Source organism: Vibrio lamellibrachiae (genome assembly GCF_050337265.1).
Classification (GTDB): Bacteria; Pseudomonadota; Gammaproteobacteria; order Enterobacterales; family Vibrionaceae; genus Vibrio; species Vibrio kyushuensis.
The window spans coordinates 79,443-102,424 of record NZ_JAKJSU010000015.1; the positions used below are offsets into that span (position 1 = coordinate 79,443).

Consider the following 22,982-nt stretch of genomic DNA (forward strand, 5'->3'; position numbering starts at 1 on the left):
AGCAGCAACGCTGTTGATAAAGCTCACTTGGCGTCAAAATCCTTCCATGTCCTCTTTGTAGGCCATAAAACACTCGTTTTATGACCTAGGTATCAAAGCAATAATAATTAGCCCATAAAGTATAGCTTTAGGTTTATGACCTATATATTATATGAACTATCATTTTATGGACTAGGTGATTCAAATGAGAACTTTTGCTTACTGCCGAGTTAGCACAACAGAACAGACGACTGAGAATCAGATTTTAGCAATTTCAAATGCCGGTTATGCAATCCAAAAAAATAGGGTTATCAGTGAAACCATCAGTGGTAGCGTGCAGGCTAAAGAGCGACCACAGTTTGCTCGTTTATTGGATCGGCTAGAGCAGGGGGATTCATTGGTTGTTCTTAAACTGGATAGGCTAGGTCGAGATGCTATTGATGTTCAACAAACAGTTCAGCAGCTGGGGGACATGGGAGTAAAGTTAGTTTGCCTAGACCTACCAGTAAATGACCTTAGTAGTTCGGAAGGGCGCTTAATGCTACAAATGTTTGGTGCTTTTGCTGAGTTCGAGAGAAACCGGATCAGAGAACGGACTGCACAAGGCATTGAACGAGCGAAAGCTGAAGGCAAGCAGTTAGGAAGACCACCAGCAATTGAGACCAACAAAAAAGTCCAAGCGGCAAAAGCTGAGGGTATGGGGCAAAGTGAAGCAGCTAGAGCACTAAATATTGGTTTAAGTACGGTAAAGCGGCACTGGAAACAGGCTCTATAGGATTACCGCTATTAACAATGGCAATTAAAGTGAGGTTAGTGCCTCACTGACACACTTTTGGACAAAGGAGATTCAGCTATTTTTCTAATTAAGTAAAAGATGGATTAGCTAGACCTTGGTAAGCATAATGAGCAAAAGGAAATACCTAACAAATCAATTTTTCTTTGTGTTGAATCTAGAGATAAAAGACAGCACATCTTTCAATAGAAGGCAAACTACTCCTTTTTGTATTAAGCTCACTAACCTTAGCTAACAAACTGATATGACAGGCAAAGCTTTTTATACTCTAGATTCAATGTTGCAAGGCGTTGCTCTTCGTTCATATCTTCCACGTCACTAGTTAAAGACTGACGAATCGTAGATGCGTGATCTGTTAGTTCAAAACCTGAATAATGGTTTACGACTGCACCATGTGATTGAGGTGAGCACCAATGCAGAATGAAATCTTTAGTCTTTTTAAAATATTCATGTCTAGAAAGCTTCGTCAATACAGATGCGCAAACACCTACAATTCTAATATGTTTGAAATAAGGTAAGTGATAAAAAGCATATAACCGATCAACTTCTTGAATGGAAACGATATATGTTTGCATCTTTACGAAGTCTTCACCATTGGTTTTTAGAGGAAGTTGGCAATCATCACTTGAACAAGACACTATTAGCTCATGTAACTTTGCTCTTGCTTCTTTTATCTCTTGATTAATCAATGAACGGGTGCTGTTCTTTGCATTTTGGGTAGCAGTAAAGTACCAACCTACAACAGCAATTATGAAAGCTATCCACCAAGTCATTTTAGTTGCCCTCCAGCTCTTTTATCTGACGAGTAATATAGCCATTTATTTCTTTAATAACTGACGGGTCGTCATTAGACACTAAGTTTTCTTTAATAAAATTAACCATATCTAACGTAATAAAGTCGTGCTTAACGATCTGGTCACCATTTGGGTGTACAGATGCAGGATGAGCTGACATAGCGCGAACGATACCGCCAAAAATTTCTTCCAAGAATGACGAGCCGTAGCCAAGAACTCCATCTAAGTTAACTGAAACTTCAGAGTTACTTTTAAGGGCACCGATCAAATGTTCTTCTCGAAACTCTTCCCCGCTGTTTGAACCAAGAGCGATATATCTTGGGCCGGGGTACTTCGTAAAATCAGTAACTTTTAAATCGAACATGCGATTACTCATTATTTATCTGTTAATGGGATAGACATGGAAATTAACGTTCCATTCAATCCCGTATCAAAATCTTTAAGATCTACATCCATAGAGTCAGGGATTGATGCGTCTAACATTAGAGAACCTTTTCCGGACATAATCAAAAGCCTACCTTCAAGCCCTTTAATGGCATTCTGTAGGTCAACACCACCATAACCTCTATTATCAAAGTCTTTGTGTCTGGTGTTTCTTTCACGAACATTTTTAATGTTAATCATACCTTGCAAGCATTCACTATCTCTAGATGAAAAGTCCTTATTTCTTCGGACTAATCGATGGAATCGCTTAAATATTTCCCACGAATCTTTAGCCTTTCCATGCTCCAATGTGTAGCGGATACCCACGCCAAGGTCTGCGACAACAACAACAAGTCTGCCTTCTATGATAGCAAACAAGCATCGAGTCTTCTTATATTGTAAACCTTTTTTCTGCATGAACGATTTATCGTATGCGTGTTCTGGACAGTTATTCACCGCTTCGATCAGTATCTTATATATTTTAGATATTTGAGCATTTGAGACATTAGGGACTTTCTGACAGACATTCTCTAGTATCTGTCCAACTAATGACGAGTCGCTATTGGCAAAAGACTCTGTTTCCCAGATCTTAAGTTTAGGAGGCGGAAGTGTATGACAAAGAGGAGCTTTAGGGCTACCTAATTGTTTATAGAGTTCTAAGTGATTAAATACATGATTAGGCTGAATTGTCTCAGCAGAGCTACCAGCATGAGGCTTAATTCGATTTGGATACTTAATTTTAAAGCTAACCCTAGGGTAAATGTCTTGAAACATTTCTATGTAGGAGAACAAGAAAGCACACCCGCTAGGGTCTACTTTTACAACTTTCTCAAGGTTTAAGAGTACCACCCCATGGAAGTTACCATGCTTATTAGATTCCTCTAAAAAAGAGCAAACATTTTCAAAAAATTTTAGTACTTTAGTTCTATCTTCAGGATGGAATGGTCCCACACTCAAGGTAGTGACTGTTAGTTTAAATTTCTCTGTTTTAGGTTTGGCACAGTTTAGGCTGCCACAAGGTGATGTCTTCCTTCTCAGAGTCGTAAAGGATTTTTTCCTAGTTCTTACTCGCCGGCTACTGCTATTAACGTAGCGAGAAAATACTTTTCTAGCCCAGCGTTGTTTTTGAACATTTTGGTTACTTGATGATGCCACACCATCTCCTTTAGTATTTATTATGGTAGATCTCTTATTAATTCCAAATCTACAAACACACGGCGTTTGTAATAGTCGCTGGATAGGGAGTGACAAATACAATTGGCGACCACAGTTGTAGTAAAAACGAGGCATTTAATTGTAGTTGGAGACACGTTCTATCTCTTTTGAGAACCGGTCACATTCGTTATTATTGCAACAGCGCTCTAAACACACGTTATTTGCTATAGGATCTAGTTCGTGTTGCTTGCTGAGTTTCGTTGCGATTAGCATCCTTAGATGCGTTGAACGTACTCTCAATGTTCAACCCATAGCATCGGTTCTTTCAACGCTTACCGTTTTTATAAAACGATCTACCACATACCTAAAGCAAACTGGAATGTTAATCCATTAAACACATATTGATACATCAAAAAAAACAGGTCAAACAGTAAGCTTAAAAAGTGATGCAAGTGACTAATCTAAATAATTTGGGTAGTGATGCGCTTGAGCAATGTCGACTAATGTACCTTTGACTATTTTTTAGTAAGCTCACAGAAAAGTACCTTGATACATATACCACTTGCTATGCAGCTACTCAAAGGGAGCATTGGAATCGATCTGACCAATATCAAAGCCTAACATAAACATTGCTTTATCAATTTGTCTGAAGTGCTTTTGATTTAGTTCTCCGTACTCCATTTCACACAAGTAGCGAAGAAACCATGATGCTGTCTTATTAGCCTTGAAGTTATTCTCATCATTAGCTGATTTCATTTTTATGCCTAGCGAATCACGATACTCACGATTAAGACATCGAGCCCGTGTCCCTGTACCTTTGAATGAGACTAGATACTTCGTAATTGACTTCAGAATTAATTTGCATTCTTCGCTCTCGAGAGAGTCGTGAAAATCAGCAAAAATATAATTGATATATGCCGCTACTCTCGAGTCATAAATCGTTGTTAGATTGAACATAAACGAAAAGACTTTGGTCCAACCGCTAGACCAAGTTACATTGTCTAGAGTAATGGCCAAAGTTGTGTCATCTTCAAACCACCTTTTCCATTCTAATAGACGTTTTTGTAAGACATTATCGCGATGAAGATTGATCGCATTAATTATATTAGATGACTGAACTCCCCCCCAATCAAAGACTTCGATACATTGTAGGATTAGCTCATTTTCTACAGTTAACTCAGGGGCATCGAGTTGGCAATCAATACTTACCATATACTTGCCAGATGATTCGTAAGTGTATTGCTGAGCGGCTGATTTCACAGATTGGAATTCCTTTACACCTTTACGCACGCCATAATCTACTTTGTTTACAGATTGCTGGATGCGTTCGGTATAGAACTCCCTGAAGCCAGTTGAATCTAATATTTTGGTTAGCTCTTTATATGAGTCCATTTTTATGCCATTTTTGCTGAATAATGTTTATAGCTGGTATCTTTCTAACCTATAATGCAAGTATGTTATATGCAACTCAAGCACTATGGGTGAGTTGTGTGATTGTTGACAACCCATTCAAAAATGATCTACGGGAAATCCAAGTAAAACCTATGTCAGTCTCATTAAAACTCTAAAGCAAAGTTCATTGAAGTAGATGTTAAGAATTTTTGGTCTGACAAGGAAAGAGCAAAAATGCGTTGGCATGTACTTATCGAACACTTATTGGTCGCTAAGTGGCTCAATCGTATTAGCAGCTTTCTCTGGTGGGCTTGTACTGTGTATATTCAGCGAATTACGCATAAAGGGCTAGCTCGTTGCTAATCTCTCGAATGACGGCTCTGAACTTATTGCCTGTATTAAAGTGGATAAGGGGAGTGCCTTCTTTGTAGCTAGAGCTATTCAGGCGAGCCGCAATGGTGTGCTTCTGGAGTAGCATTTCATTTAAGTCAAACTTCTCAGCTACGCTATTTCCATAAAGTAAATCTATCCATTCTTGAACCAGTTGAATACAGACCTCATGCGAGATGCTGGTGTGTTCTAAACCGTGATAATGCCATAAGTTAGATAGCGTTTTTTCTTCTGGCGGCAGAGGCGTTATCGTGAAGCTTTTTAATCGCCAAATTTCTAATGCTAGTACTGCGTTTCTATGAGCTTCCATCAAGAGAAGACAAATTGCAGCTGCGTGTAAAAACGCCACTATTAGAAAAAGGATGATGATAAATAGTAAACGCTTGAGGGCGGTATCTTTAGGGGAAAGCTCTGTCCAGATTTCTTTTATTGTCGCAATGTAGCTGAGTAGTGATGGGGAGTACTCCTGAAATCCTGTCTTTCTTCTAAGGTATTCAAGTTCGATGTTGATGCTAAGCTCTATACACTTACGTTCCTTGTCCATCTACACTCCTAGTGCTTACCAATCAAAATAGTAATTCACGTTATTACCAGCCGCATCAACACTACGTTGCTCAAGAGTTTGAAGTAAGAGTTTTGTTTGTGCTTCATCTCGAGTGATGCCAACTTTTATCTGCTCAAGTTTCGCAATGGATAGCTCTAAGTTGGCTACTCTTCCCATCGTACGGTCAATTAAATCGTATAAAGGCCACAGAGACTTAAGCTGAACGAGCCTTTCTTCCGCTTCGGTATCACTATCTAATTGATGGCTCAGTGAGTATAAGCGATCTGATTGATGTGCAAGGATGCTACGAGCTAGCGATAGTTCGTCTTGCAGTGAGTGAATGTTTGCAGCTGCATTGATGTACTTCTCATCAATAAACTTACTGTATCCATTATGCTGTATGCGCACTGGGCTTAACTTCCCAGATGCGCACTTTGTGATGGTTTCTGAAGGGTTTTGAAGCTTAGTCAGCTGTTGGGTTTTTATGTATCGTCGAGCAGTGTTGAATTTGATATCTTTCTTGTGACACCAATCACGCAATGAGATTTTAGTAGCGTTAAAGTCTGAAATGTACTCATTTTTCAGCTGGGTCCAATCCATGGTATCTACCTAGTTTATTTCATGCGATTTCAATGGTTTTCAATTGTCGTTTAACTTTAACCTTATGATCTATTAGTATATTTTTTGCCATCTAACGTCAAGCATCTAACTTAAGTCGGCTCATTGAGTAATCGTTGGTGTTTGTTTCTCTATTCCCTTTGCTCCGTAACTTCCCCAAGTAAGATATCCTATAGATCACATCGCCAAGTGTACTGAGATCCCCTCGGTTTATTATGTGGTAGCAGTCACTGACATAGGAGAAGTGCCCACCGTTTGATACCTTCGCCCAGAGGCTAGAGAGTGTTTCCAGCAACTTACTTGGGTAGTGGATTCTGGATTCATCGACAATAAGAGCAAGGTGGTAATGTGGAACGTCTGATTTCTCTTGTTCTCGCACCCAAACATAAGCAAAACGAACTAGGTTGTAAGGCTTGGATTTAAGTACCTTTCTTAACTTTGCTATAAACGTTGAAATGGTGGTGTTGTCAGGGTGAAGCTCACCTTCAAGCAGGTGCAGGTTGAAGAATATAACGTTAATTTGGCTATAACTTACGTGCATGATGTTTAGCTGACCATGTATCTTTTTCATAAAGACGTTGTCGACATATAAATTACCCCCAGCGTTCACTTTCCAAACATAACCACCTAATTTTACGTAACCGATATTTGAGTAATTTTTTGTCATAAGATCATTCTGGTATGGGAAATGCAGAGATAATATAAATATCCTGCTTCTGTTGGTGGGAGTAATGGGGCTTGAAAGCCCCATTCATGAGAGTGCTGTTTTCACTTAAGCATTAATTCTTCGATCTAATTTCGGCTTTTTTCCGTCAATACATTTCAGGTTCTATCGGTTTATTTTATTTGGTTACCTTTGGTTATTCGTAACCCACTCTTCGATAACGTCTTGTTTCCAGCCAATTGTGCGTCCTTTTTTCTGTATTGGTGGTGGAAGGATTTTGTCTTTTGCCCACCAGCGCCAGATAGTAATCTTCGATCTGTTGAGTAGCTTGGATAGCTCAGTCAGGGTAATTAATGGTTTCATAATGAAATATCCTTATATGTTTTGTTATTTCGTATATAAGAATGCAAGAAAGAAGTGGATCACCACCGCCGTACATTGACGATCCTATATTTATGACTTGTTGAGTTTTAAGATCTCTCTTTTGATATGTTCGGGTGTTAAATCGAGTTTTTTTGCTATGCGACGGTAAATCTCGGCATTGGTACGTAGTTTTTTTATGATGCCCTCATCAAGCTCTTCTTCATTGAGCATGCACTCGTAGTTGTAGAGCAGCTGTAAATCAGAGTTTGAATAGGCTTTGGTCGGTTTAGAGTTTTGAAACCCTGTAGCAGAAAGGAAGTTGGTTCTAGCCATTTGTTTTAAGTAGGTTATGTGCTCTGTATTTACATCATCACGTTTGTTTGCTGTATCGACAGCAATTAGGTCTTTAGCTGCGCTATAGAATGGCTTAGCGAGCTGGTGGCGGTATTTATTGGTTGTCTGAGTCTCAAAGCAATCACCTTGATACATTAGGTAGACCGCATTCCATAGTAGCCCTTTCTCTTTGCCATTGATGATCTCCAGCTTATTACTATCTCGAATTATTAAGTTGTTAATTTCAAGCCATTCAAGCGGTGGTGACGTTAGATGCATCATTACCTTCCATTCATTTTTATTGGATTACAGAAAGAACAACGTATTGGAAAATCAAGGTGCTCTCTACTGTAGTTTCAAGAACTGTAGAAGAGGACAAAAAATGGAGGTTCTGCTGATATGCAATCTAGTAAAGGTTATTGACTAATAAGGTCTACTGGAAGTGAGTAATTTACTGGATAGCAGTACTTTGATTGAGGCGACCTGAGGTACATATTAGTGTCGGCATAGAGAAGATGCTTACTAATAGGAGGTTGGTGCGATTTTTACTTGAGAGTAGAGGAAACAGAGGTAGTCGTTTTTGAAGACCATTTTGATTTCGATTCTGTTCACAAATTAGATAATGACAATTTTCGCGTTTCAGCCAGTTCCTTACTTGACTAACTACTTGACTAAAAAGCGACAGGCATAAAAAAAGGTTAGTAAACACTACGCTTACTAACCTTCTAGAATTTGGTGGCCCCTCCCAGATTTGAACTGGGGACCGAACGATTATGAGTCGTGCGCTCTAACCACTGAGCTAAGGGGCCGAATTAGGTGAGTGATTATAGGGGAAGCCTTTGTGCATGTCTACCCACAGTAGGGGGCAATTGCGCTCAGTTTTCATCCACTTAAACCAATCAGATACAAAAAAGGTGAGCTAGTGCTCACCTTTTTTAAGATCGAATACTTATTACTCGTCTAGGAAGCTGCGCAGAGTTTCTGAGCGGCTTGGGTGACGTAGTTTACGTAGTGCTTTCGCTTCGATTTGACGGATACGCTCACGAGTAACATCAAACTGCTTACCAACCTCTTCAAGAGTGTGGTCAGTGTTCATGTCGATACCAAAACGCATACGTAGAACTTTAGCTTCACGAGGTGTTAAACCTGCAAGTACGTCTTTCGTTGCGCCTCTTAGACTTGTTGATGTTGCCGAGTCTAGTGGTAGCTCAAGAGTTGTATCTTCAATGAAGTCACCTAGATGCGAATCTTCGTCGTCACCGATTGGTGTCTCCATAGAGATTGGCTCTTTAGCGATCTTCAATACTTTGCGGATCTTGTCTTCAGGCATTTGCATGCGCTCTGCAAGTTCTTCCGGAAGTGGTTCACGACCCATCTCTTGTAGCATTTGACGCGAGATACGGTTTAGCTTGTTGATCGTTTCGATCATGTGAACCGGAATACGGATAGTACGTGCTTGGTCGGCAATTGAACGAGTAATAGCCTGACGGATCCACCAAGTAGCGTAAGTTGAGAACTTGTAACCACGACGGTATTCAAACTTATCAACGGCTTTCATCAAACCAATGTTACCTTCTTGGATTAGATCCAAGAACTGTAGGCCACGGTTCGTGTATTTCTTAGCAATTGAGATTACCAGACGTAAGTTCGCTTCAACCATCTCTTTCTTAGCACGACGAGCTTTCGCTTCACCAATCGACATGCGTCGGCTGATTTCTTTAATGCTTTGAACAGATAGGTTAGTTTCTCTTTCAATGATAGCAAGCTTGAGAATTGAACGACGAATGTCCTCTTCACTACGCTTAACTTTTTCAGCATACGGCTTATCTGAAGCCAGTGCTTCGTCTAACCATGCATCGCTTGATTCGTTACCAGTAAAGATCGCAACAAACGATTTCTTCGGCATTTTGCCGTATTCAACGGTTTGACGGATGATCAAACGTTCTTGAGTACGAACACGCTCCATAGAGGTGCGTAGCTGAGTCACTAAGTAATCAAACTGCTTTGGCGTTAAGCGGAATTCAGCAAAGACTTCTTGAAGAAGTTTTGTTGCGTTCGATGCTTTACTGCTGTCAGCGCCGTGCTCGTTGATCGCTAGTTGAAGGTTTTGATAAGTGTTGCGTAGCGAGGTGAACTTTTCTAGAGCAAGTTCAGGATCAATACCTGTATCTTCCTCTTCTTCTTCCTCGTCATCTTCTTCTTTTTTATCGCCATCTTCATCAGCAAGATCAGTTTTAGCTAGCTCTGAACCGATGTGAGTTGCTGTTGGTGCTGTTGTTCCATCATCATTCGGATCAACAAAACCATTGATAAGGTCTGTTAAGCGAAGTTCTTCAGCTAGAACACGATCAAATTGTTCAAGAACGTATGGAATCGTACCTGGGTATTCAGCAACTGCGCTTTGAACTTGGTTAATACCATCTTCAATGCGTTTCGCAATATCAATTTCACCTTCACGAGTCAGAAGTTCAACTGTACCCATCTCACGCATATACATGCGGACAGGATCGGTTGTACGACCAATTTCGCTTTCCACGCTTGATAGCGCAGCAGCAGCAGCTTCAGCCGCATCTTCATCGGTGACTGTGTTGTCTTCATTCAGTGCAAGGTCATCGGCATCAGGAGCAGTTTCTACTACCTTAATACCCATATCGTTGATCATCTGAATGATATCCTCTACCTGTTCAGAATCTACGATTTCTGCTGGTAGGTGATCATTTACTTCGGCGTACGTCAGATAGCCTTGCTCCTTGCCTTTAATAACAAGTAGTTTTAGCTGTGACTGCGGATTTTGATCCATAGACGGTATCCAACTTCGTATCTAGTGACGGATTTAGTATGCGACATGCAAACCACGAGTAATAACAAATCTTTCCAATGCTGACCAATTCAATAGGGTTACGCTTTTAAATCTAGCATCAGTGCTAGTAGCTCCCTTTTTTCATCGGCTGATAAACCGATACTTCTTGCCTTGGCCTGCAGGTTTTCAATTTGTTTTTCAACGCACTGGGCCAAAATTTTGTCCAGTGAGTCTAAAAATATGTCTTCTTGATTGTCTTCATTTGTTGGGATTTCCCAACTGGCGAGACGAGACAGAAGCGCCTCATTTTTGTTATTGCGCCATTGTTCTAGTAATAGGCCCGTGTTGATATGGGGATTCGCTCGACAATATTCAAGGACTTCTATTAATAAAGTTAGTCCCGGTAGTGATAATTCTCTCACCGATGAGAGATCGGGTACCATATCAGCATAGCTCGGATTCTGAATAAGCAAAGCGATAACTTCTCGCATTGGCGTGCGCTTGATCTCTTTATGCGGTTGAGGTCTAGCTTCTGAATCCTTTGGTAATAGCGGCTTTTTATAAATGCCTGTTTTTTGACCTAATATTTTTAGTAACTGACCTTGCATGGAAGCATCAGGCACTTTATTGATCAAAGGGATAGCCAGAGCTTCTAAAGCGGCTTTACCTTCGTTGTTGCCCATATCAACTTGAGCAACTAAATGATCAAAAAGGTATCGAGATAATGGAACCGCTTGCTTAACTTCTATTTCGAAGGCTTCTTGGCCGTGTTTACGAATAAAGCTGTCTGGATCTTCCCCATCCGGTAGGAATAGGAATTTGAGAATATTGCCACTCTTTAAGTAGCTTAAGGCATTCTCTAATGCGCGCCATGCGGCTTCGCGTCCAGCTCGGTCTCCATCATAACAACAGACCACAGTATTTGTTTGGCGAAACAGTACTTGTAGGTGATCACCGGTTGTTGATGTTCCCAGCGATGCAACAGAGTAATCAACGCCATACTGCGCTAAAGCAACCACATCCATATAGCCTTCAACGACTAGAATTTGTGGTGGCTCTCTATAGGCCTGCAGTACTTCATATAAACCATAAAGCTCTTTGCCTTTATGGAAGATTGGCGTTTCAGGTGAGTTGAGGTATTTAGGTGTACCATCACCAATGACTCGCCCACCAAAACCAATGACTCGACCACGGCGATCATGAATAGGGAACATGACTCGGCCGCGAAAGCGATCGTATCGGTTGCCTTTATCATTCTCGATGAGCATGCCACCAGTGACTAGCATCTCTTGTGCTTTAGGCTGCTGGCCAAAGTTCTTACGAACTAAATCCCACTCGTCAGCCACATAACCAATACCAAATTTCTGAACGATTTCGCCAGATAATCCGCGCTCTTTAAGGTAATCAATGGCCACTTTACTTGAAGCGGTTTTCAGCTGATTACGATAAAACTGGGCAATGCTACCCATGACATCGTATAGGTTACGCTTTTCTTCAGTATTAGCAGTTGGCTGATTACTGAATCCGCCACTACGTTGTTCACGTGGTACGTCTAATCCTAAAGAAGAGGCCAGCTCATCAATCGCTTCAACGAACTCTAAACGTTCGTACTCCATCATGAAATCGATGGCATTACCATGAGCACCACAACCAAAACAGTGATAGAACTGTTTCTCTTGGCTTACGCTAAAAGAGGGGGTTTTCTCATTATGGAACGGGCAACAAGCGCCGTAGTTCTTACCTTTTTTCTTAAGTTTCACGCGCGGGTCGACAATGTCGACAATATCGAGTCGAGCAAGGAGGTCATCGATGAAGCTTCTAGGGATGTGTCCTGCCATAAAACCTAAGAAAAAAGAAAAGTTTACAATAGATACAAACAAGCCGTGCGTCCAAAGGATAGCACGGCTTGTTGCAATTTGATGTGGGTTAAGCGAGTTTAGAGCGAACTAAACCACTTACTTTACCCATATCTGCACGCCCTTGAATCTGAGGTTTTAATACTGCCATCACTTTACCCATGTCTTGCATGCCCGCAGCACCCGATTCTTCTATTGCACTAGTAATTAATGCAATAACTTCATCTTCAGTAAGCGGTTGAGGCATAAAGGCCTCTAGTACTGTGATTTCAGCTTTCTCAGTATCAGCTAAATCTTGACGACCAGCTGTTTCAAATTGAGCGACAGAATCGCGACGTTGTTTAACCATTTTGACCAGAATTGCAATAATGTCGTCGTCGGTCAGAGTGATCCGCTCGTCAACTTCACGTTGCTTAATTGCTGAAAGGGCTAAACGAATAGTGCCAAGGCGCGGTTTGTCCTTGGCTTTCATCGCTAATTTCTGCTCTTCTTTGAGTTGTTCAATAAGAGCCATAACTGGATTCCTTATGGGATCGAGTTATTAGTACAGGCGAACGCGACGAGCGTTTTCGCGAGCTAGCTTCTTAGCGTGACGCTTTTGAGCTGCTGCTTTAGCGCGTTTGCGAACTGTAGTTGGCTTTTCATAGTGCTCACGACGACGCACTTCAGAAAGGATACCTGCTTTTTCACAAGAGCGCTTGAAACGACGTAGTGCAACGTCGAACGGTTCGTTTTCACGTACTTTAACTATTGGCATATGCCTTTCACCTCAGGGGTTATTCATTATCGCTGGTTATTCATCGCCAAATCAGAGAAGTTACCCATCGAGCTAACTCTCATTCACGTTTGGTCGTTAACCAGCTTGATCAAAAATGGTGCGGAATTTTAATCCGATCACCTAAGCTTTGTAAAGCCTTTTATCGTTTATTGTCTGTACAAAATTTGTTTGCCGAGCCAAGGCAGGGTAAGATTGCGGCAAATTCCCTCTATAGATAAAAGCATACAGAGAAAAATATGCGCATTATTGGTATTGAAACCTCGTGTGATGAAACGGGGATAGCGATTTATGACGATGAAAAAGGCCTGCTGAGCCATCAATTATATAGCCAAGTAAAACTGCACGCCGATTATGGTGGTGTGGTGCCTGAGCTTGCATCTCGCGATCACGTTAAGAAAACGATTCCTTTGATTAAAGAGGCGCTTAAAGAAGCGAATTTAACCTCTAAAGACATCGATGGTGTTGCGTATACCGCAGGGCCTGGCCTTGTTGGGGCACTGTTAGTGGGTGCAACCATAGGACGCAGTATTGCGTATGCTTGGGGTGTACCTGCAGTTGCCGTCCACCATATGGAAGGGCACTTACTTGCTCCAATGCTAGAAGATAATCCGCCGCCATTTCCTTTTGTTGCAGTGCTTGTTTCTGGTGGACACAGCATGATGGTTGAAGTACATGGTGTGGGTGAATACAAAATCTTAGGTGAATCAGTTGATGATGCCGCTGGTGAAGCGTTTGATAAGACCGCCAAACTAATGGGGCTAGATTACCCCGGCGGACCGCTGCTTGCTAAGCTTGCTGAAAATGGCAATCCGGGTCGTTTTAAATTCCCTCGTCCAATGACAGATAGACCGGGACTTGATATGAGCTTCTCTGGCCTCAAAACCTTTACCGCAAATACCATTGCTGCTAATGACAATGATGATCAGACTCGCGCTGATATTGCTTATGCCTTCCAAGAGGCGGTATGTGACACGTTAGTGATCAAATGTAAGCGTGCATTAATTCAAACAGGCATGAAACGCATTGTTATTGCAGGTGGTGTAAGTGCGAATAAACAGCTTCGCCAGTCACTGGGTGAACTTGCTAAAAAGGTTGGGGGTGAAGTCTACTACCCGCGTACTGAGTTCTGTACCGATAACGGCGCTATGATCGCTTACGCTGGTATGCAGCGTCTTAAGAATGGTGAAACCAGCGATTTATCCGTTCAAGCGATGCCACGTTGGCCGATTGATCAGTTAAAGCCAGTTAGCTAAAAAGAAATTGAACTGAATTGTTGTCTAGTTACAAAATAGATTTAAAGGTCTCATTATGAGGCCTTTTTTAATCCTTGTTTTTTCTCACCGACTTTCGGCTCTGTACCGTCTAATAGTCGTTTGATATTCGGTCCGTGTCGAAACACGATTAAGCAACAGAGCATGGCAACCGGCAACGTGTATTGAGGTTTAATTAACCAGGTATAAAACGGGGCTAGCAAGACGGTGACAAGGGCTGCGAGTGATGAATAACGAAAGACAATTGCAACACTTAGCCAAGTTAGCACGATTATTCCTGTTAATCCTAATCCAATAGGGGCGATAGCACCGAGCGCAGTGGCTACTCCTTTTCCACCTTTAAAGTGGAAGAACAGTGGGTACATATGGCCAAGGCAAGCTGAAATAGCCACAACACCTAATAGGAAAGAATCAATATCGAGGAAGTAACCACCCCACACAGGGATTGTTCCTTTTAGCATGTCACACAATAAAACCGCTACGGCCGCTTTCTTTCCACCAATTCTTAGAACATTGGTCGCACCGGGGTTGTTAGATCCAACATCGCGAGGATCAGAGAGGCGTAATAAACGACAGATCAATACCGCACTTGAGATCGAGCCAAGTAAATAGGCTGAAATGATCAATGTGAGAACAAGTGGGCTCATGATACGTTTACTCGTATAGAAACATGACTTAATAAAAGCACTACTCGACTCGAGCTTAACTTATAGAAAGTGAGGTTAGTCGTGTGAAACGGGCGGTTTATGAAACAGATGCTCTAAAAGCAACTAATTGTTATCATATCGCGATTCATATCCTCGCACTACTGACATATGCATGGTCAGCGTGAGCGATACATCAGGATAGTAAGTTTTTTTGACCCGTTTGGGTATCCGACCTCTACAAAGGACAGACTCCATCATGGATAAAGTATTCATTGAACAGCTAGAAGTGATCACGACCATCGGCGTGTACGACTGGGAACAAGAGATCAAGCAGAAGCTGGTTTTAGATATTGAAATGGGCCACAACAATCAACCTGCGGGTAAAAGTGATGATGTGGTTGATGCGCTAGATTACTTTGAAGTGAGCCAAGCGGTGCTAAAACACATTGAGCAAGGTCGATTTTTACTGGTTGAGCGTGTGGCTGAAGAAGTGGCTGAGTTAATTATGACTCGCTTCAGTGTTCCTTGGATCAAAATTCGCCTAACTAAGCCGGGTGCTGTTGCTCAAGCGAAAGGGGTTGGCGTGATCATTGAGCGAGGCGAGCAATGATCACCACTTACATTGGTGTTGGAACCAATGTAGAGCGAAAAAAGCATGTAGAAGCGGCGATAGCTGAGCTTTCACAATTGGGGGAGCAGTTAAAGTTATCGTCGATATACGAATGTGCATCAGTAGGCTTCGATAGTAACGCTTTCTATAATTTAGTTGTTGAGATGAAAACATCAATCTCATTAACTGAGCTTTCACAATCATTGCGTAAGATAGAGATAAGTTGGGGTCGTGAAGAGTTCGCTGAAAAGTATCAAGATCGAACTTTGGATCTTGATATCATTTTATTTGGTGATGAAGTCCGTGACAGTGGGCCGCAGTTACCACGATGCGATATTTTTAAATATCCGTTCGTGATCCAGCCTCTTTATGAGCTATGCCCTGATTTACACATTCCATCAGATGGAAGAACGGTTCGCCAAGTTTGGCGCCAATCCTCTGATTTTGACTCTTTAATTAGTATCAAGCCGTGGTTTGATCTAAAGAACTAATGAGATTTTAATGAGCTATATAGAAGCGTTTATCCTTGCTCTTATTCAAGGACTGACTGAATTTTTACCTATTTCAAGTTCGGCCCACTTAATATTGCCATCTGCAGTCTTAGGTTGGGAAGATCAAGGGCTAGCATTTGACGTTGCTGTGCACGTTGGTACCTTGGCGGCAGTGATCATCTATTTCCGTAAAGAAGTGGTCACATTATTAAGTGCCTTTTTTGGATCGATTTTTAAAGGCGAGCGAAGCAAAGAGTCAAAATTTGCTTGGATGATCATCTTAGCGACAATTCCGGCCTGTATTGTCGGTCTTTTCATGAAAGATATTATCGAAATATATTTGCGCAGTGCTTGGGTCATCGCCGTTACTACGATCATCTTTGGTCTATTGCTTTGGTATGTCGATAAAAATGCTGAACTGCTTTACGATGAACATCAAGCAGACTGGAAGAAATCCCTGTTTATCGGTGTCGCTCAAGCGATGGCAATGATCCCGGGAACTTCACGTTCAGGGATAACCATTACAGCGGCTCTATATCTCGGATTCACTCGAGAAGCGGCGGCTCGTTTTTCGTTTCTAATGTCGATCCCAATCATTCTCTTGGCTGGTGGTTACCTTGGGTTAAAACTCGTAATGAGTGGTGAACCTCTGCATTTAGGGGTGTTAATGACCGGCGTTGTGACATCGTTTATTAGTGCCTATATCTGCATTCACTTATTCTTGAAACTGATCTCTAGAATGGGTATGACACCATTTGTGATCTATCGCCTAATCCTAGGTGGCGGTTTGTTTGCTTTCCTACTGCTTCAATAAAAGCGCTTTTCTAGATGGTGCTCATTATGTAGCACCATTTATCACCCTTTCCTTACTTGCCCCATCTCGCTTGAAAAGCTGCATTGTGATATATATGTGGTCTTAAATCTTTCTCCCTTATATTACGTTACGATTATGCGAATTTTTGTTTTGACACTAACGCTACTGTTTGGCTGGCTGCAATATGAATTGTGGTTTGGAAAAAACGGCATTATTGATTTCAATTTAGTTAATAGTGACATTCAAGCGCAGCATCAAGTTAACGATAACCTCCAAGCTCGTAACGCAGAAATGTTTGCTGAAATTGATGATTTGCGCCAAGGTTTAGATGCTATAGAAGAACGCGCTAGACATGAGTTGGGCATGGTCAAAGAAGGAGAAACGTTCTACCGATTGCTTGGAGAGGAATCTCAGTAGAATGTTAGTGCACTTATCTAAAGAAAATAACGAGCTTAATCAAGCCCAAGAGCCTCAACAAAGTTACAGCTCGATTGTCGCAATCGTCCCAGCTGCTGGCGTTGGTAGTCGCATGCAAGCTGATCGCCCAAAGCAATACTTAACAATCAATGATGTGACCATTCTAGAACACACCATTTGTAAGTTACTCTCTCACCCTAAGATAGAGACCGTTGTTGTTGCGATCAGTGAAGATGATCCCTATTACTCAACTCTATCTATCGCCAATCAGCCAAATGTAATTCGTGTTGCTGGTGGTAAAGAGAGGGCTGACTCTGTGTTATCTGCTCTTGAGTATGTTAACCATCACAGCCTTGCCTCTTGGGCGTTAGTTCATGATGCCGCTCGGCCCTGTGTACTATTAAGCGATATTGATAACCTGATTGATGTCTCGTTGAATCATGATGTTGGCGCGATATTGGCGTGTCCGGTCCGAGATACAATGAAGCGCTCTGATGAATCAAAAAACATAAGCACAACCGTTGATCGAGAAGCACTATGGCACGCACTCACGCCGCAAATGTTTCCCGTTGGATCTTTGTCTGCGGCGTTAGATGCAGCATCAAAACAGAACGCAATCATTACTGATGAAGCGTCTGCATTTGAGCGATTAGGCCAAGCACCTGCTCTGGTGCGTGGTCGCTCTGATAATATAAAAATAACTCAGCCTGAAGATCTCGCTTTGGCTGAGTTTTACTTAAGCCGAAATAAGGAAATACTATAATGCGCATTGGTCACGGTTTTGACGTACATAAATTTGGTGGTCAAGGGCCGGTTATTATTGGTGGTGTCGCGGTACCATACGAGCAAGGGCTAATCGCTCACTCCGATGGTGATGTAGCTTTGCATGCTTTAAGTGATGCACTGCTTGGTGCAATTGCTGAAGGTGATATTGGTCGTCACTTTCCAGATACCGATGATAAGTGGAAAGGCGCGGATAGCCGAGAGCTGCTTAAAGATGTTTATCGCTTAGTGAAAGAGAAAGGTTACGTGCTTGGTAATGCTGATGTCACTATCATGGCGCAAGCCCCTAAAATGGCCCCTCACATTAAAGCGATGTGTGCAGCGATTGCTGAAGATCTAGAAACAGAGCTTGGTAATGTGAATGTGAAAGCGACAACGACAGAGCGACTTGGTTTTACCGGGCGAAAAGAAGGCATCGCTTGTGAAGCGGTTGTTCTACTATTAAAAAAATAGCTTTTACAAAAATCATATCTTTAATAATACCAGTTACTTTAAAAGCAGCTGATATTTAAAAACATGTATTACTTTAAAACAAATCGAGAGTCACGTTGTGACGGAAGAATAATATGTCAGATGTTTTATCCCAGTTTCATTACTTACACGGCAAGCCCACGGCAAAGGCCAAATTAAAAGCAAAAGCTGAACACTTTAAAGTAAGTGAAGACTTAGGTTATGAATTCACCGGTTCTGGTGAGCACCTAATGCTGCGCATTCGTAAAACGGGTGAAAACACTAGCTTTGTTGCCAATGAGCTGGCAAAAACCTGTGGCGTAAAATCGAAAGATATTAGCTGGGCGGGATTAAAAGATCGTCACGCAGTGACTGAGCAGTGGTTAAGCGTTCATTTACCTAAAGGTGGCACTCCTGATTTTGGTGCATTTTTAACGCAGTATCCAAGCATTGAAATACTCGATATGACTCGTCATAACAAAAAGCTTCGCCCTGGCGATTTGGCGGGTAATGATTTTGAAATCACGCTGTCAGATGTGACGGATGTTGATGATGTTATTGCACGTATTGAGAAAGTCTCAAATGTGGGCGTGCCTAACTACTTTGGTAGCCAGCGTTTTGGTAATCAGGGTAATAATTTAGAGGAAGCTCGTCGCTGGGGGCGTGAGAACGTACGAACTCGCAATCAAAACAAACGTAGCTTGTATCTATCTTCTGCTCGTTCATGGATCTTTAACAGAATTGTTTCAGCTCGATTAGAGCAAAACGTGTTTAACGCACTGATCATTGGCGACATCGTTACAGGTTTCGAATCGACCCCTGTAACAGAAGACAATTTGGCTTCAATTGAGCAAGCTATTGCAGGCCAAGAGGCTATGATCACTGCGGCATTAGCCGGTGATAATGCACTACCTACTCAAGAAAAAGCACAACAACTCGAACAGCCGCACCTTGATGATGAACCTGATTTAATGGCTCTGATCCGTGGTAATAGAATGCGCCATGATCGTCGTTCGATCTTGTTGCAGCCCAAAAATCTCACATGGTCGCACACTGATGATCAAGTAACGCTTAAATTCTCACTTGATGCTGGTAGTTTTGCAACGTCAATCGTAAGAGAGCTAGTGGAAGAAGAGATCGTTGAACGCGTTTATTAAGGCGCTTTGTTTATTAATGCGTTGGGTTTATTAAGGTAAAACGAAAATGAAGCCTAAGTTAAAGATATTGATCAGCAATGATGATGGCGTTCACGCGCAAGGAATTCATGCGCTAGCTGATGCCTTAAAAGAGATTGCACAGATCATCATTGTTGCCCCTGATCGAAACCGGTCTGGGGCATCTAACTCATTAACCTTAGAGCAACCTTTAAGGGTAAATGAGATTGCACCACAAGTTTATTCAGTACAAGGAACACCTACTGACTGCGTACACTTTGCACTCAATGAGCTAATGAAAGACGATCTTCCTGACCTTGTGTTGTCTGGTATTAATCACGGTGCAAATCTGGGTGATGATGTACTTTACTCTGGCACTGTGGCTGCGGCGATGGAAGGGCATTTCTTAGGTGTTCAATCGATCGCTTTTTCGTTAGTCGGTAAAGTTAACTTTGACGCTGCAGCTCAAGTAGCAAAACAGATTGTCGAGCAGCATATCGCACAGCCTATCCCTACTAATCGATTACTTAACGTGAATATCCCTGATAAAGATAGTCACAGTGACTCAATCATAAAAGTGACACGTTTAGGTGCCCGCCATCACGCTGAGAATATGATTAAGCAGAAAGATCCACGCGGACATGATATTTATTGGCTAGGTCCTCCTGGAAAAGAGCAGGACGCAGGGGAAGGCACAGACTTTTATGCGGTGGATAAAAACCAAATCTCGGTTACACCACTGCAGGTAGATCTTACCGCACATGAATCTTTGCGAGCGATGGAACATTGGTTTAAGGAAAAGAGATTATGACAAACCCACATGCTGACAAGCTTATTGATTTTCTTGTCGCGAGTGGCATTCAAGATCCACGAGTATTACAAGCAATCAGAAACCTGCCTCGAGAATATTTTGTATCTCAGGCGATGGTTCATCAAGCTTATGATAATAATGCACTGCCGATTGGTCAGGGGCAGACAATATCTCAGCCTTATATCGTTGCTAGAATGACAGAACTGCTGGATCTAGAGCGCAGCAGTAACGTGTTGGAAGTCGGGACTGGCTCAGGCTATCAAACTGCAGTACTTGCTCAATTGGTGGATCATGTGCATTCAATTGAGAGAATAAAGACACTGCAATGGGATGCGAAAAGACGCTTGAAGCAACTTGATATCTATAACGTTTCTACCAAGCACGGTGATGGTTGGAAAGGATGGCCTAATAAAGCGCCCTTTGATGCCATTATTGTTACAGCAGCAGCAGAGAGCGTTCCTCAAGCTCTTCTAACGCAGTTAGCTGAAGGTGGGAGAATGATTATCCCTGTTGGTGAAGATGAGCAGCAGCTTATTAAAATTACCTGCCAAGGCAGTGAGTATCATTCAGAAGTTATAGAGATGGTGCGTTTTGTTCCCCTAGTTGCCGGTGATCTTGCTTAGATATGAGTATATTTTCCAGAAACATACTGGTCATTTGTTTTGTCAGCCTCTTAGTTGGATGTGCTGCACAAAACCCTGCGCCTGTTTCTGGATTAAAGAAAGATTACAGTAGTGTTTCTCGTGGTAGCTATCGAGGCAGCTTCTACGAAGTGAAAAAAGGCGACACGCTCTACTTTATCAGTTACGTAACAGATAAAGATGTAAAAGAGATCATTCGTAATAATAACTTATCCCCCCCTTATACGATTCATCCAGGTCAAAAACTTAACTTATGGCGTAAGAATTATGTTGCTCCGGCCTTTGGTGGTACAGGTGCGGGAGCAGTTGCTGCTAAAAGTACTGAAAAAACAAGTAAAAACTCTAAACCTGCAAATACATCAGTCAAAACTAAAGTAGTACAACAAGATCCTCCAAAGAAGGTTGATCAATCAAAATCAAAGGAGTATGTTAAATCAACAAGTCAACAAAATGTTAACAATGTCACAACTAAGACAAAACCAAAAAACGACAAAGTTAGCAGTTGGATATGGCCTACCAAAGGGAGAATCATTAAGAAGTTTTCTGCTGGAGAACAAGGGAATAAGGGTATTGACATAGCAGGACAGCGAGGTCAATCCGTCGTTTCAACAGCAGGAGGAACCGTTGTATATTCGGGCAATGCGTTAAGAGGTTACGGCAATCTAGTGATTGTAAAACATAATGATAACTACCTCAGTGCATATGCTCATAATGATCGGTTGCTTGTACAAGAAGGACAGAGTGTAAAAGCAGGTCAAAAAATAGCAACAATGGGCAGTTCAGGGACCAGCAGTGTTCGATTACATTTTGAAATTCGCTACCAAGGTAAGTCGGTGAATCCAAATCGTTACTTACCGTAATTTACTTTAAGGGTAATTTAGCGACATTAAGAAGTAGTAATGTCTTGCTAGCTCGCCAGGGGGAGGCACTATGAGTATCAGCAATGCAGCAACGAAAATCGAAGAGTTTGATTTAGATAATACCGCGAAGGATGCCGGTAAAGCTAAAAAGAAACCAACGAAAGCAAAATCCACCGCTAAAGCAAAAGCAGCACCTAAAGCAAAAGCCGTCGCCAGTGAAGAAGCAGAGGTTTCTAGTAAAAGCCTAGATGCCACGCAACTTTACCTAGGTGAAATTGGTTTTTCTCCGCTACTTACTGCAGAAGAAGAAGTCTTGTTTGCTCGTCGAGCACTACGAGGTGATGAAGCTGCACGTAAACGCATGATCGAAAGTAACCTTCGTCTTGTGGTCAAAATATCTCGCCGTTACAGCAACCGTGGTCTCGCACTGCTAGATTTGATTGAAGAGGGAAACCTTGGATTGATCCGCGCTGTAGAAAAGTTTGATCCAGAAAGGGGCTTCCGTTTTTCAACTTATGCGACATGGTGGATCCGACAAACAATAGAACGCGCTTTAATGAATCAAACACGTACTATTCGTTTACCTATCCATGTAGTGAAAGAACTTAATATCTATCTCCGCACCGCAAGAGAACTATCACAAAAGCTTGACCATGAACCAACAGCAGAAGAGATCGCATCAAAACTGGATAAGCCAGTGGAAGATGTGAGCAAAATGCTTCGTTTAAACGAGCGTGTGAGTTCGGTTGATACGCCAATTGGTGGTGATGGTGAAAAAGCACTGTTAGATATTATTCCTGACATTAATAATTCAGATCCCGAAGTTTCAACTCAAGATAACGATATTAAAGCCTCGTTAGTACATTGGCTTGATGAGTTAAATCCAAAGCAAAAAGAAGTGCTTGCACGTCGATTTGGACTGCTTGGCTACGAGCCATCGACTCTAGAAGAGGTTGGACGAGAAATAAATCTTACTCGTGAAAGAGTTCGTCAGATCCAAGTTGAAGGGCTACGTCGACTACGTGAGGTACTGATTAAGCAAGGGCTTAACATGGAAAACCTCTTTAGTGTCGAAGATGAATAAGACGAATAGCTCTGAAGATAAATAACCTTAACTATTCGCTTTAAGTACTCGATTTAATTAGAAAAAG

27 protein-coding genes and 1 tRNA gene are annotated in these 22,982 nt (G+C 41.8%); 13 read left to right on the forward strand and 15 right to left on the reverse strand.

Annotated features, from left to right (window positions below; all coding sequences use genetic code 11):
- The first annotated feature begins 184 nt into the window (after positions 1-184).
- On the forward strand, positions 185-754 hold the full coding sequence (locus tag L4C54_RS21400) for a recombinase family protein (protein ID WP_428809738.1): 570 nt from the start codon (positions 185-187) through the stop codon (positions 752-754).
- A 245-nt stretch (positions 755-999) separates the two neighbouring features.
- Here L4C54_RS21400 and L4C54_RS21405 read toward each other — a convergent pair whose 3' ends face one another.
- The 14 genes from L4C54_RS21405 to rpsU all read right to left on the reverse strand — a co-directional run bounded on the left by L4C54_RS21405 (position 1,000) and on the right by rpsU (position 12,861).
- Positions 1,000-1,545, reverse strand: a complete 546-nt coding sequence (locus L4C54_RS21405) for a hypothetical protein (protein ID WP_428809739.1) — start codon at positions 1,543-1,545, stop codon at positions 1,000-1,002.
- A 1-nt stretch (position 1,546) separates the two neighbouring features.
- The gene (locus L4C54_RS21410; RefSeq protein WP_428809740.1) at positions 1,547-1,930 is read right to left on the reverse strand and encodes an STAS-like domain-containing protein; all 384 of its coding nucleotides are present in this window, start codon (positions 1,928-1,930) and stop codon (positions 1,547-1,549) included.
- An 11-nt stretch (positions 1,931-1,941) separates the two neighbouring features.
- Entirely contained in the window at positions 1,942-3,144 is a 1,203-nt protein-coding gene (locus tag L4C54_RS21415; RefSeq protein WP_428809741.1) for a hypothetical protein, read from the reverse strand.
- A gap of 573 nt (positions 3,145-3,717) precedes the next feature.
- A complete protein-coding gene (locus tag L4C54_RS21420) occupies positions 3,718-4,536 on the reverse strand; it encodes a hypothetical protein (protein ID WP_428809742.1) in 819 nt (272 codons plus the stop codon).
- Between the two features lie 334 nt (positions 4,537-4,870).
- On the reverse strand, positions 4,871-5,470 hold the full coding sequence (locus L4C54_RS21425; protein WP_428809743.1) for a hypothetical protein: 600 nt from the start codon (positions 5,468-5,470) through the stop codon (positions 4,871-4,873).
- A 15-nt stretch (positions 5,471-5,485) separates the two neighbouring features.
- Positions 5,486-6,070, reverse strand: coding sequence for a hypothetical protein (locus L4C54_RS21430; RefSeq protein ID WP_428809744.1), 585 nt, complete (start codon positions 6,068-6,070; stop codon positions 5,486-5,488).
- Between the two features lie 97 nt (positions 6,071-6,167).
- Positions 6,168-6,755 carry a YagK/YfjJ domain-containing protein gene (locus L4C54_RS21435; RefSeq protein WP_428809745.1) on the reverse strand — a complete coding sequence of 196 codons (588 nt, stop codon included), beginning with the start codon at positions 6,753-6,755 and terminating at the stop codon, positions 6,168-6,170.
- A 183-nt stretch (positions 6,756-6,938) separates the two neighbouring features.
- A complete protein-coding gene (locus L4C54_RS21440; protein WP_428809746.1) occupies positions 6,939-7,115 on the reverse strand; it encodes a helix-turn-helix transcriptional regulator in 177 nt (58 codons plus the stop codon).
- 90 nt (positions 7,116-7,205) lie between these two features.
- Positions 7,206-7,730, reverse strand: coding sequence for an Lrp/AsnC family transcriptional regulator (locus tag L4C54_RS21445; RefSeq protein ID WP_428809747.1), 525 nt, complete (start codon positions 7,728-7,730; stop codon positions 7,206-7,208).
- Between the two features lie 451 nt (positions 7,731-8,181).
- Positions 8,182-8,257 (reverse strand) — tRNA-Ile (locus tag L4C54_RS21450).
- Between the two features lie 143 nt (positions 8,258-8,400).
- Positions 8,401-10,248, reverse strand: coding sequence for an RNA polymerase sigma factor RpoD (rpoD, locus tag L4C54_RS21455; RefSeq protein WP_428801210.1), 1,848 nt, complete (start codon positions 10,246-10,248; stop codon positions 8,401-8,403).
- 98 nt (positions 10,249-10,346) lie between these two features.
- Positions 10,347-12,086 (reverse strand): DNA primase, encoded by a 1,740-nt coding sequence (dnaG, locus tag L4C54_RS21460; RefSeq protein ID WP_428809763.1) that lies wholly within the window; start codon positions 12,084-12,086, stop codon positions 10,347-10,349.
- 88 nt (positions 12,087-12,174) lie between these two features.
- Positions 12,175-12,618, reverse strand: a complete 444-nt coding sequence (locus L4C54_RS21465) for a GatB/YqeY domain-containing protein (protein WP_428801209.1) — start codon at positions 12,616-12,618, stop codon at positions 12,175-12,177.
- Positions 12,619-12,645: 27 nt separating this feature from the next.
- Complete coding sequence (gene rpsU / locus L4C54_RS21470; protein ID WP_004396009.1) at positions 12,646-12,861, reverse strand: 30S ribosomal protein S21; 216 nt, start codon at positions 12,859-12,861, stop codon at positions 12,646-12,648.
- Positions 12,862-13,118: 257 nt separating this feature from the next.
- On the opposite strand from rpsU, the gene tsaD reads away from it, so the two are divergent.
- The gene (tsaD, locus tag L4C54_RS21475; protein WP_428809748.1) at positions 13,119-14,135 is read left to right on the forward strand and encodes a tRNA (adenosine(37)-N6)-threonylcarbamoyltransferase complex transferase subunit TsaD; all 1,017 of its coding nucleotides are present in this window, start codon (positions 13,119-13,121) and stop codon (positions 14,133-14,135) included.
- 53 nt (positions 14,136-14,188) lie between these two features.
- Here the strand turns inward: tsaD and plsY are convergent, their stop codons facing one another.
- Entirely contained in the window at positions 14,189-14,800 is a 612-nt protein-coding gene (gene plsY / locus L4C54_RS21480) for a glycerol-3-phosphate 1-O-acyltransferase PlsY (protein ID WP_428801207.1), read from the reverse strand.
- A 256-nt stretch (positions 14,801-15,056) separates the two neighbouring features.
- On the opposite strand from plsY, the gene folB reads away from it, so the two are divergent.
- From folB to rpoS, 11 genes are all read left to right on the forward strand, one after another.
- Entirely contained in the window at positions 15,057-15,410 is a 354-nt protein-coding gene (gene folB, locus L4C54_RS21485; protein WP_428801206.1) for a bifunctional dihydroneopterin aldolase/7,8-dihydroneopterin epimerase, read from the forward strand.
- Positions 15,407-15,901 carry a 2-amino-4-hydroxy-6-hydroxymethyldihydropteridine diphosphokinase gene (gene folK / locus L4C54_RS21490; protein ID WP_428809749.1) on the forward strand — a complete coding sequence of 165 codons (495 nt, stop codon included), beginning with the start codon at positions 15,407-15,409 and terminating at the stop codon, positions 15,899-15,901. The genes folB and folK overlap by 4 nt, the downstream gene beginning before the upstream one ends.
- A 10-nt stretch (positions 15,902-15,911) precedes the next feature.
- Positions 15,912-16,715 (forward strand): undecaprenyl-diphosphate phosphatase, encoded by an 804-nt coding sequence (locus L4C54_RS21495; protein ID WP_428809750.1) that lies wholly within the window; start codon positions 15,912-15,914, stop codon positions 16,713-16,715.
- A gap of 135 nt (positions 16,716-16,850) precedes the next feature.
- Positions 16,851-17,132: a cell division protein FtsB gene (gene ftsB, locus L4C54_RS21500; protein WP_428801203.1), complete on the forward strand. Its 282-nt coding sequence runs from the start codon at positions 16,851-16,853 to the stop codon at positions 17,130-17,132.
- A 1-nt stretch (position 17,133) separates the two neighbouring features.
- A complete protein-coding gene (gene ispD, locus L4C54_RS21505; RefSeq protein WP_428809751.1) occupies positions 17,134-17,895 on the forward strand; it encodes a 2-C-methyl-D-erythritol 4-phosphate cytidylyltransferase in 762 nt (253 codons plus the stop codon).
- Positions 17,892-18,368, forward strand: coding sequence for a 2-C-methyl-D-erythritol 2,4-cyclodiphosphate synthase (ispF, locus tag L4C54_RS21510; protein ID WP_428801287.1), 477 nt, complete (start codon positions 17,892-17,894; stop codon positions 18,366-18,368). The genes ispD and ispF overlap by 4 nt, the downstream gene beginning before the upstream one ends.
- Positions 18,369-18,481: 113 nt before the next feature.
- Positions 18,482-19,522 carry a tRNA pseudouridine(13) synthase TruD gene (gene truD, locus L4C54_RS21515; RefSeq protein WP_428809752.1) on the forward strand — a complete coding sequence of 347 codons (1,041 nt, stop codon included), beginning with the start codon at positions 18,482-18,484 and terminating at the stop codon, positions 19,520-19,522.
- A gap of 46 nt (positions 19,523-19,568) precedes the next feature.
- Positions 19,569-20,330 (forward strand): 5'/3'-nucleotidase SurE, encoded by a 762-nt coding sequence (surE, locus tag L4C54_RS21520; RefSeq protein ID WP_428801200.1) that lies wholly within the window; start codon positions 19,569-19,571, stop codon positions 20,328-20,330.
- Entirely contained in the window at positions 20,327-20,953 is a 627-nt protein-coding gene (locus tag L4C54_RS21525) for a protein-L-isoaspartate(D-aspartate) O-methyltransferase (RefSeq protein WP_428809753.1), read from the forward strand. Before surE ends, L4C54_RS21525 begins: the two co-directional genes overlap by 4 nt.
- 2 nt (positions 20,954-20,955) lie before the next feature.
- Positions 20,956-21,831 carry a peptidoglycan DD-metalloendopeptidase family protein gene (locus L4C54_RS21530; RefSeq protein ID WP_428809754.1) on the forward strand — a complete coding sequence of 292 codons (876 nt, stop codon included), beginning with the start codon at positions 20,956-20,958 and terminating at the stop codon, positions 21,829-21,831.
- A 70-nt stretch (positions 21,832-21,901) separates the two neighbouring features.
- Positions 21,902-22,915 (forward strand): RNA polymerase sigma factor RpoS, encoded by a 1,014-nt coding sequence (gene rpoS, locus L4C54_RS21535; protein WP_428809755.1) that lies wholly within the window; start codon positions 21,902-21,904, stop codon positions 22,913-22,915.
- Positions 22,916-22,982 lie beyond the last annotated feature (67 nt).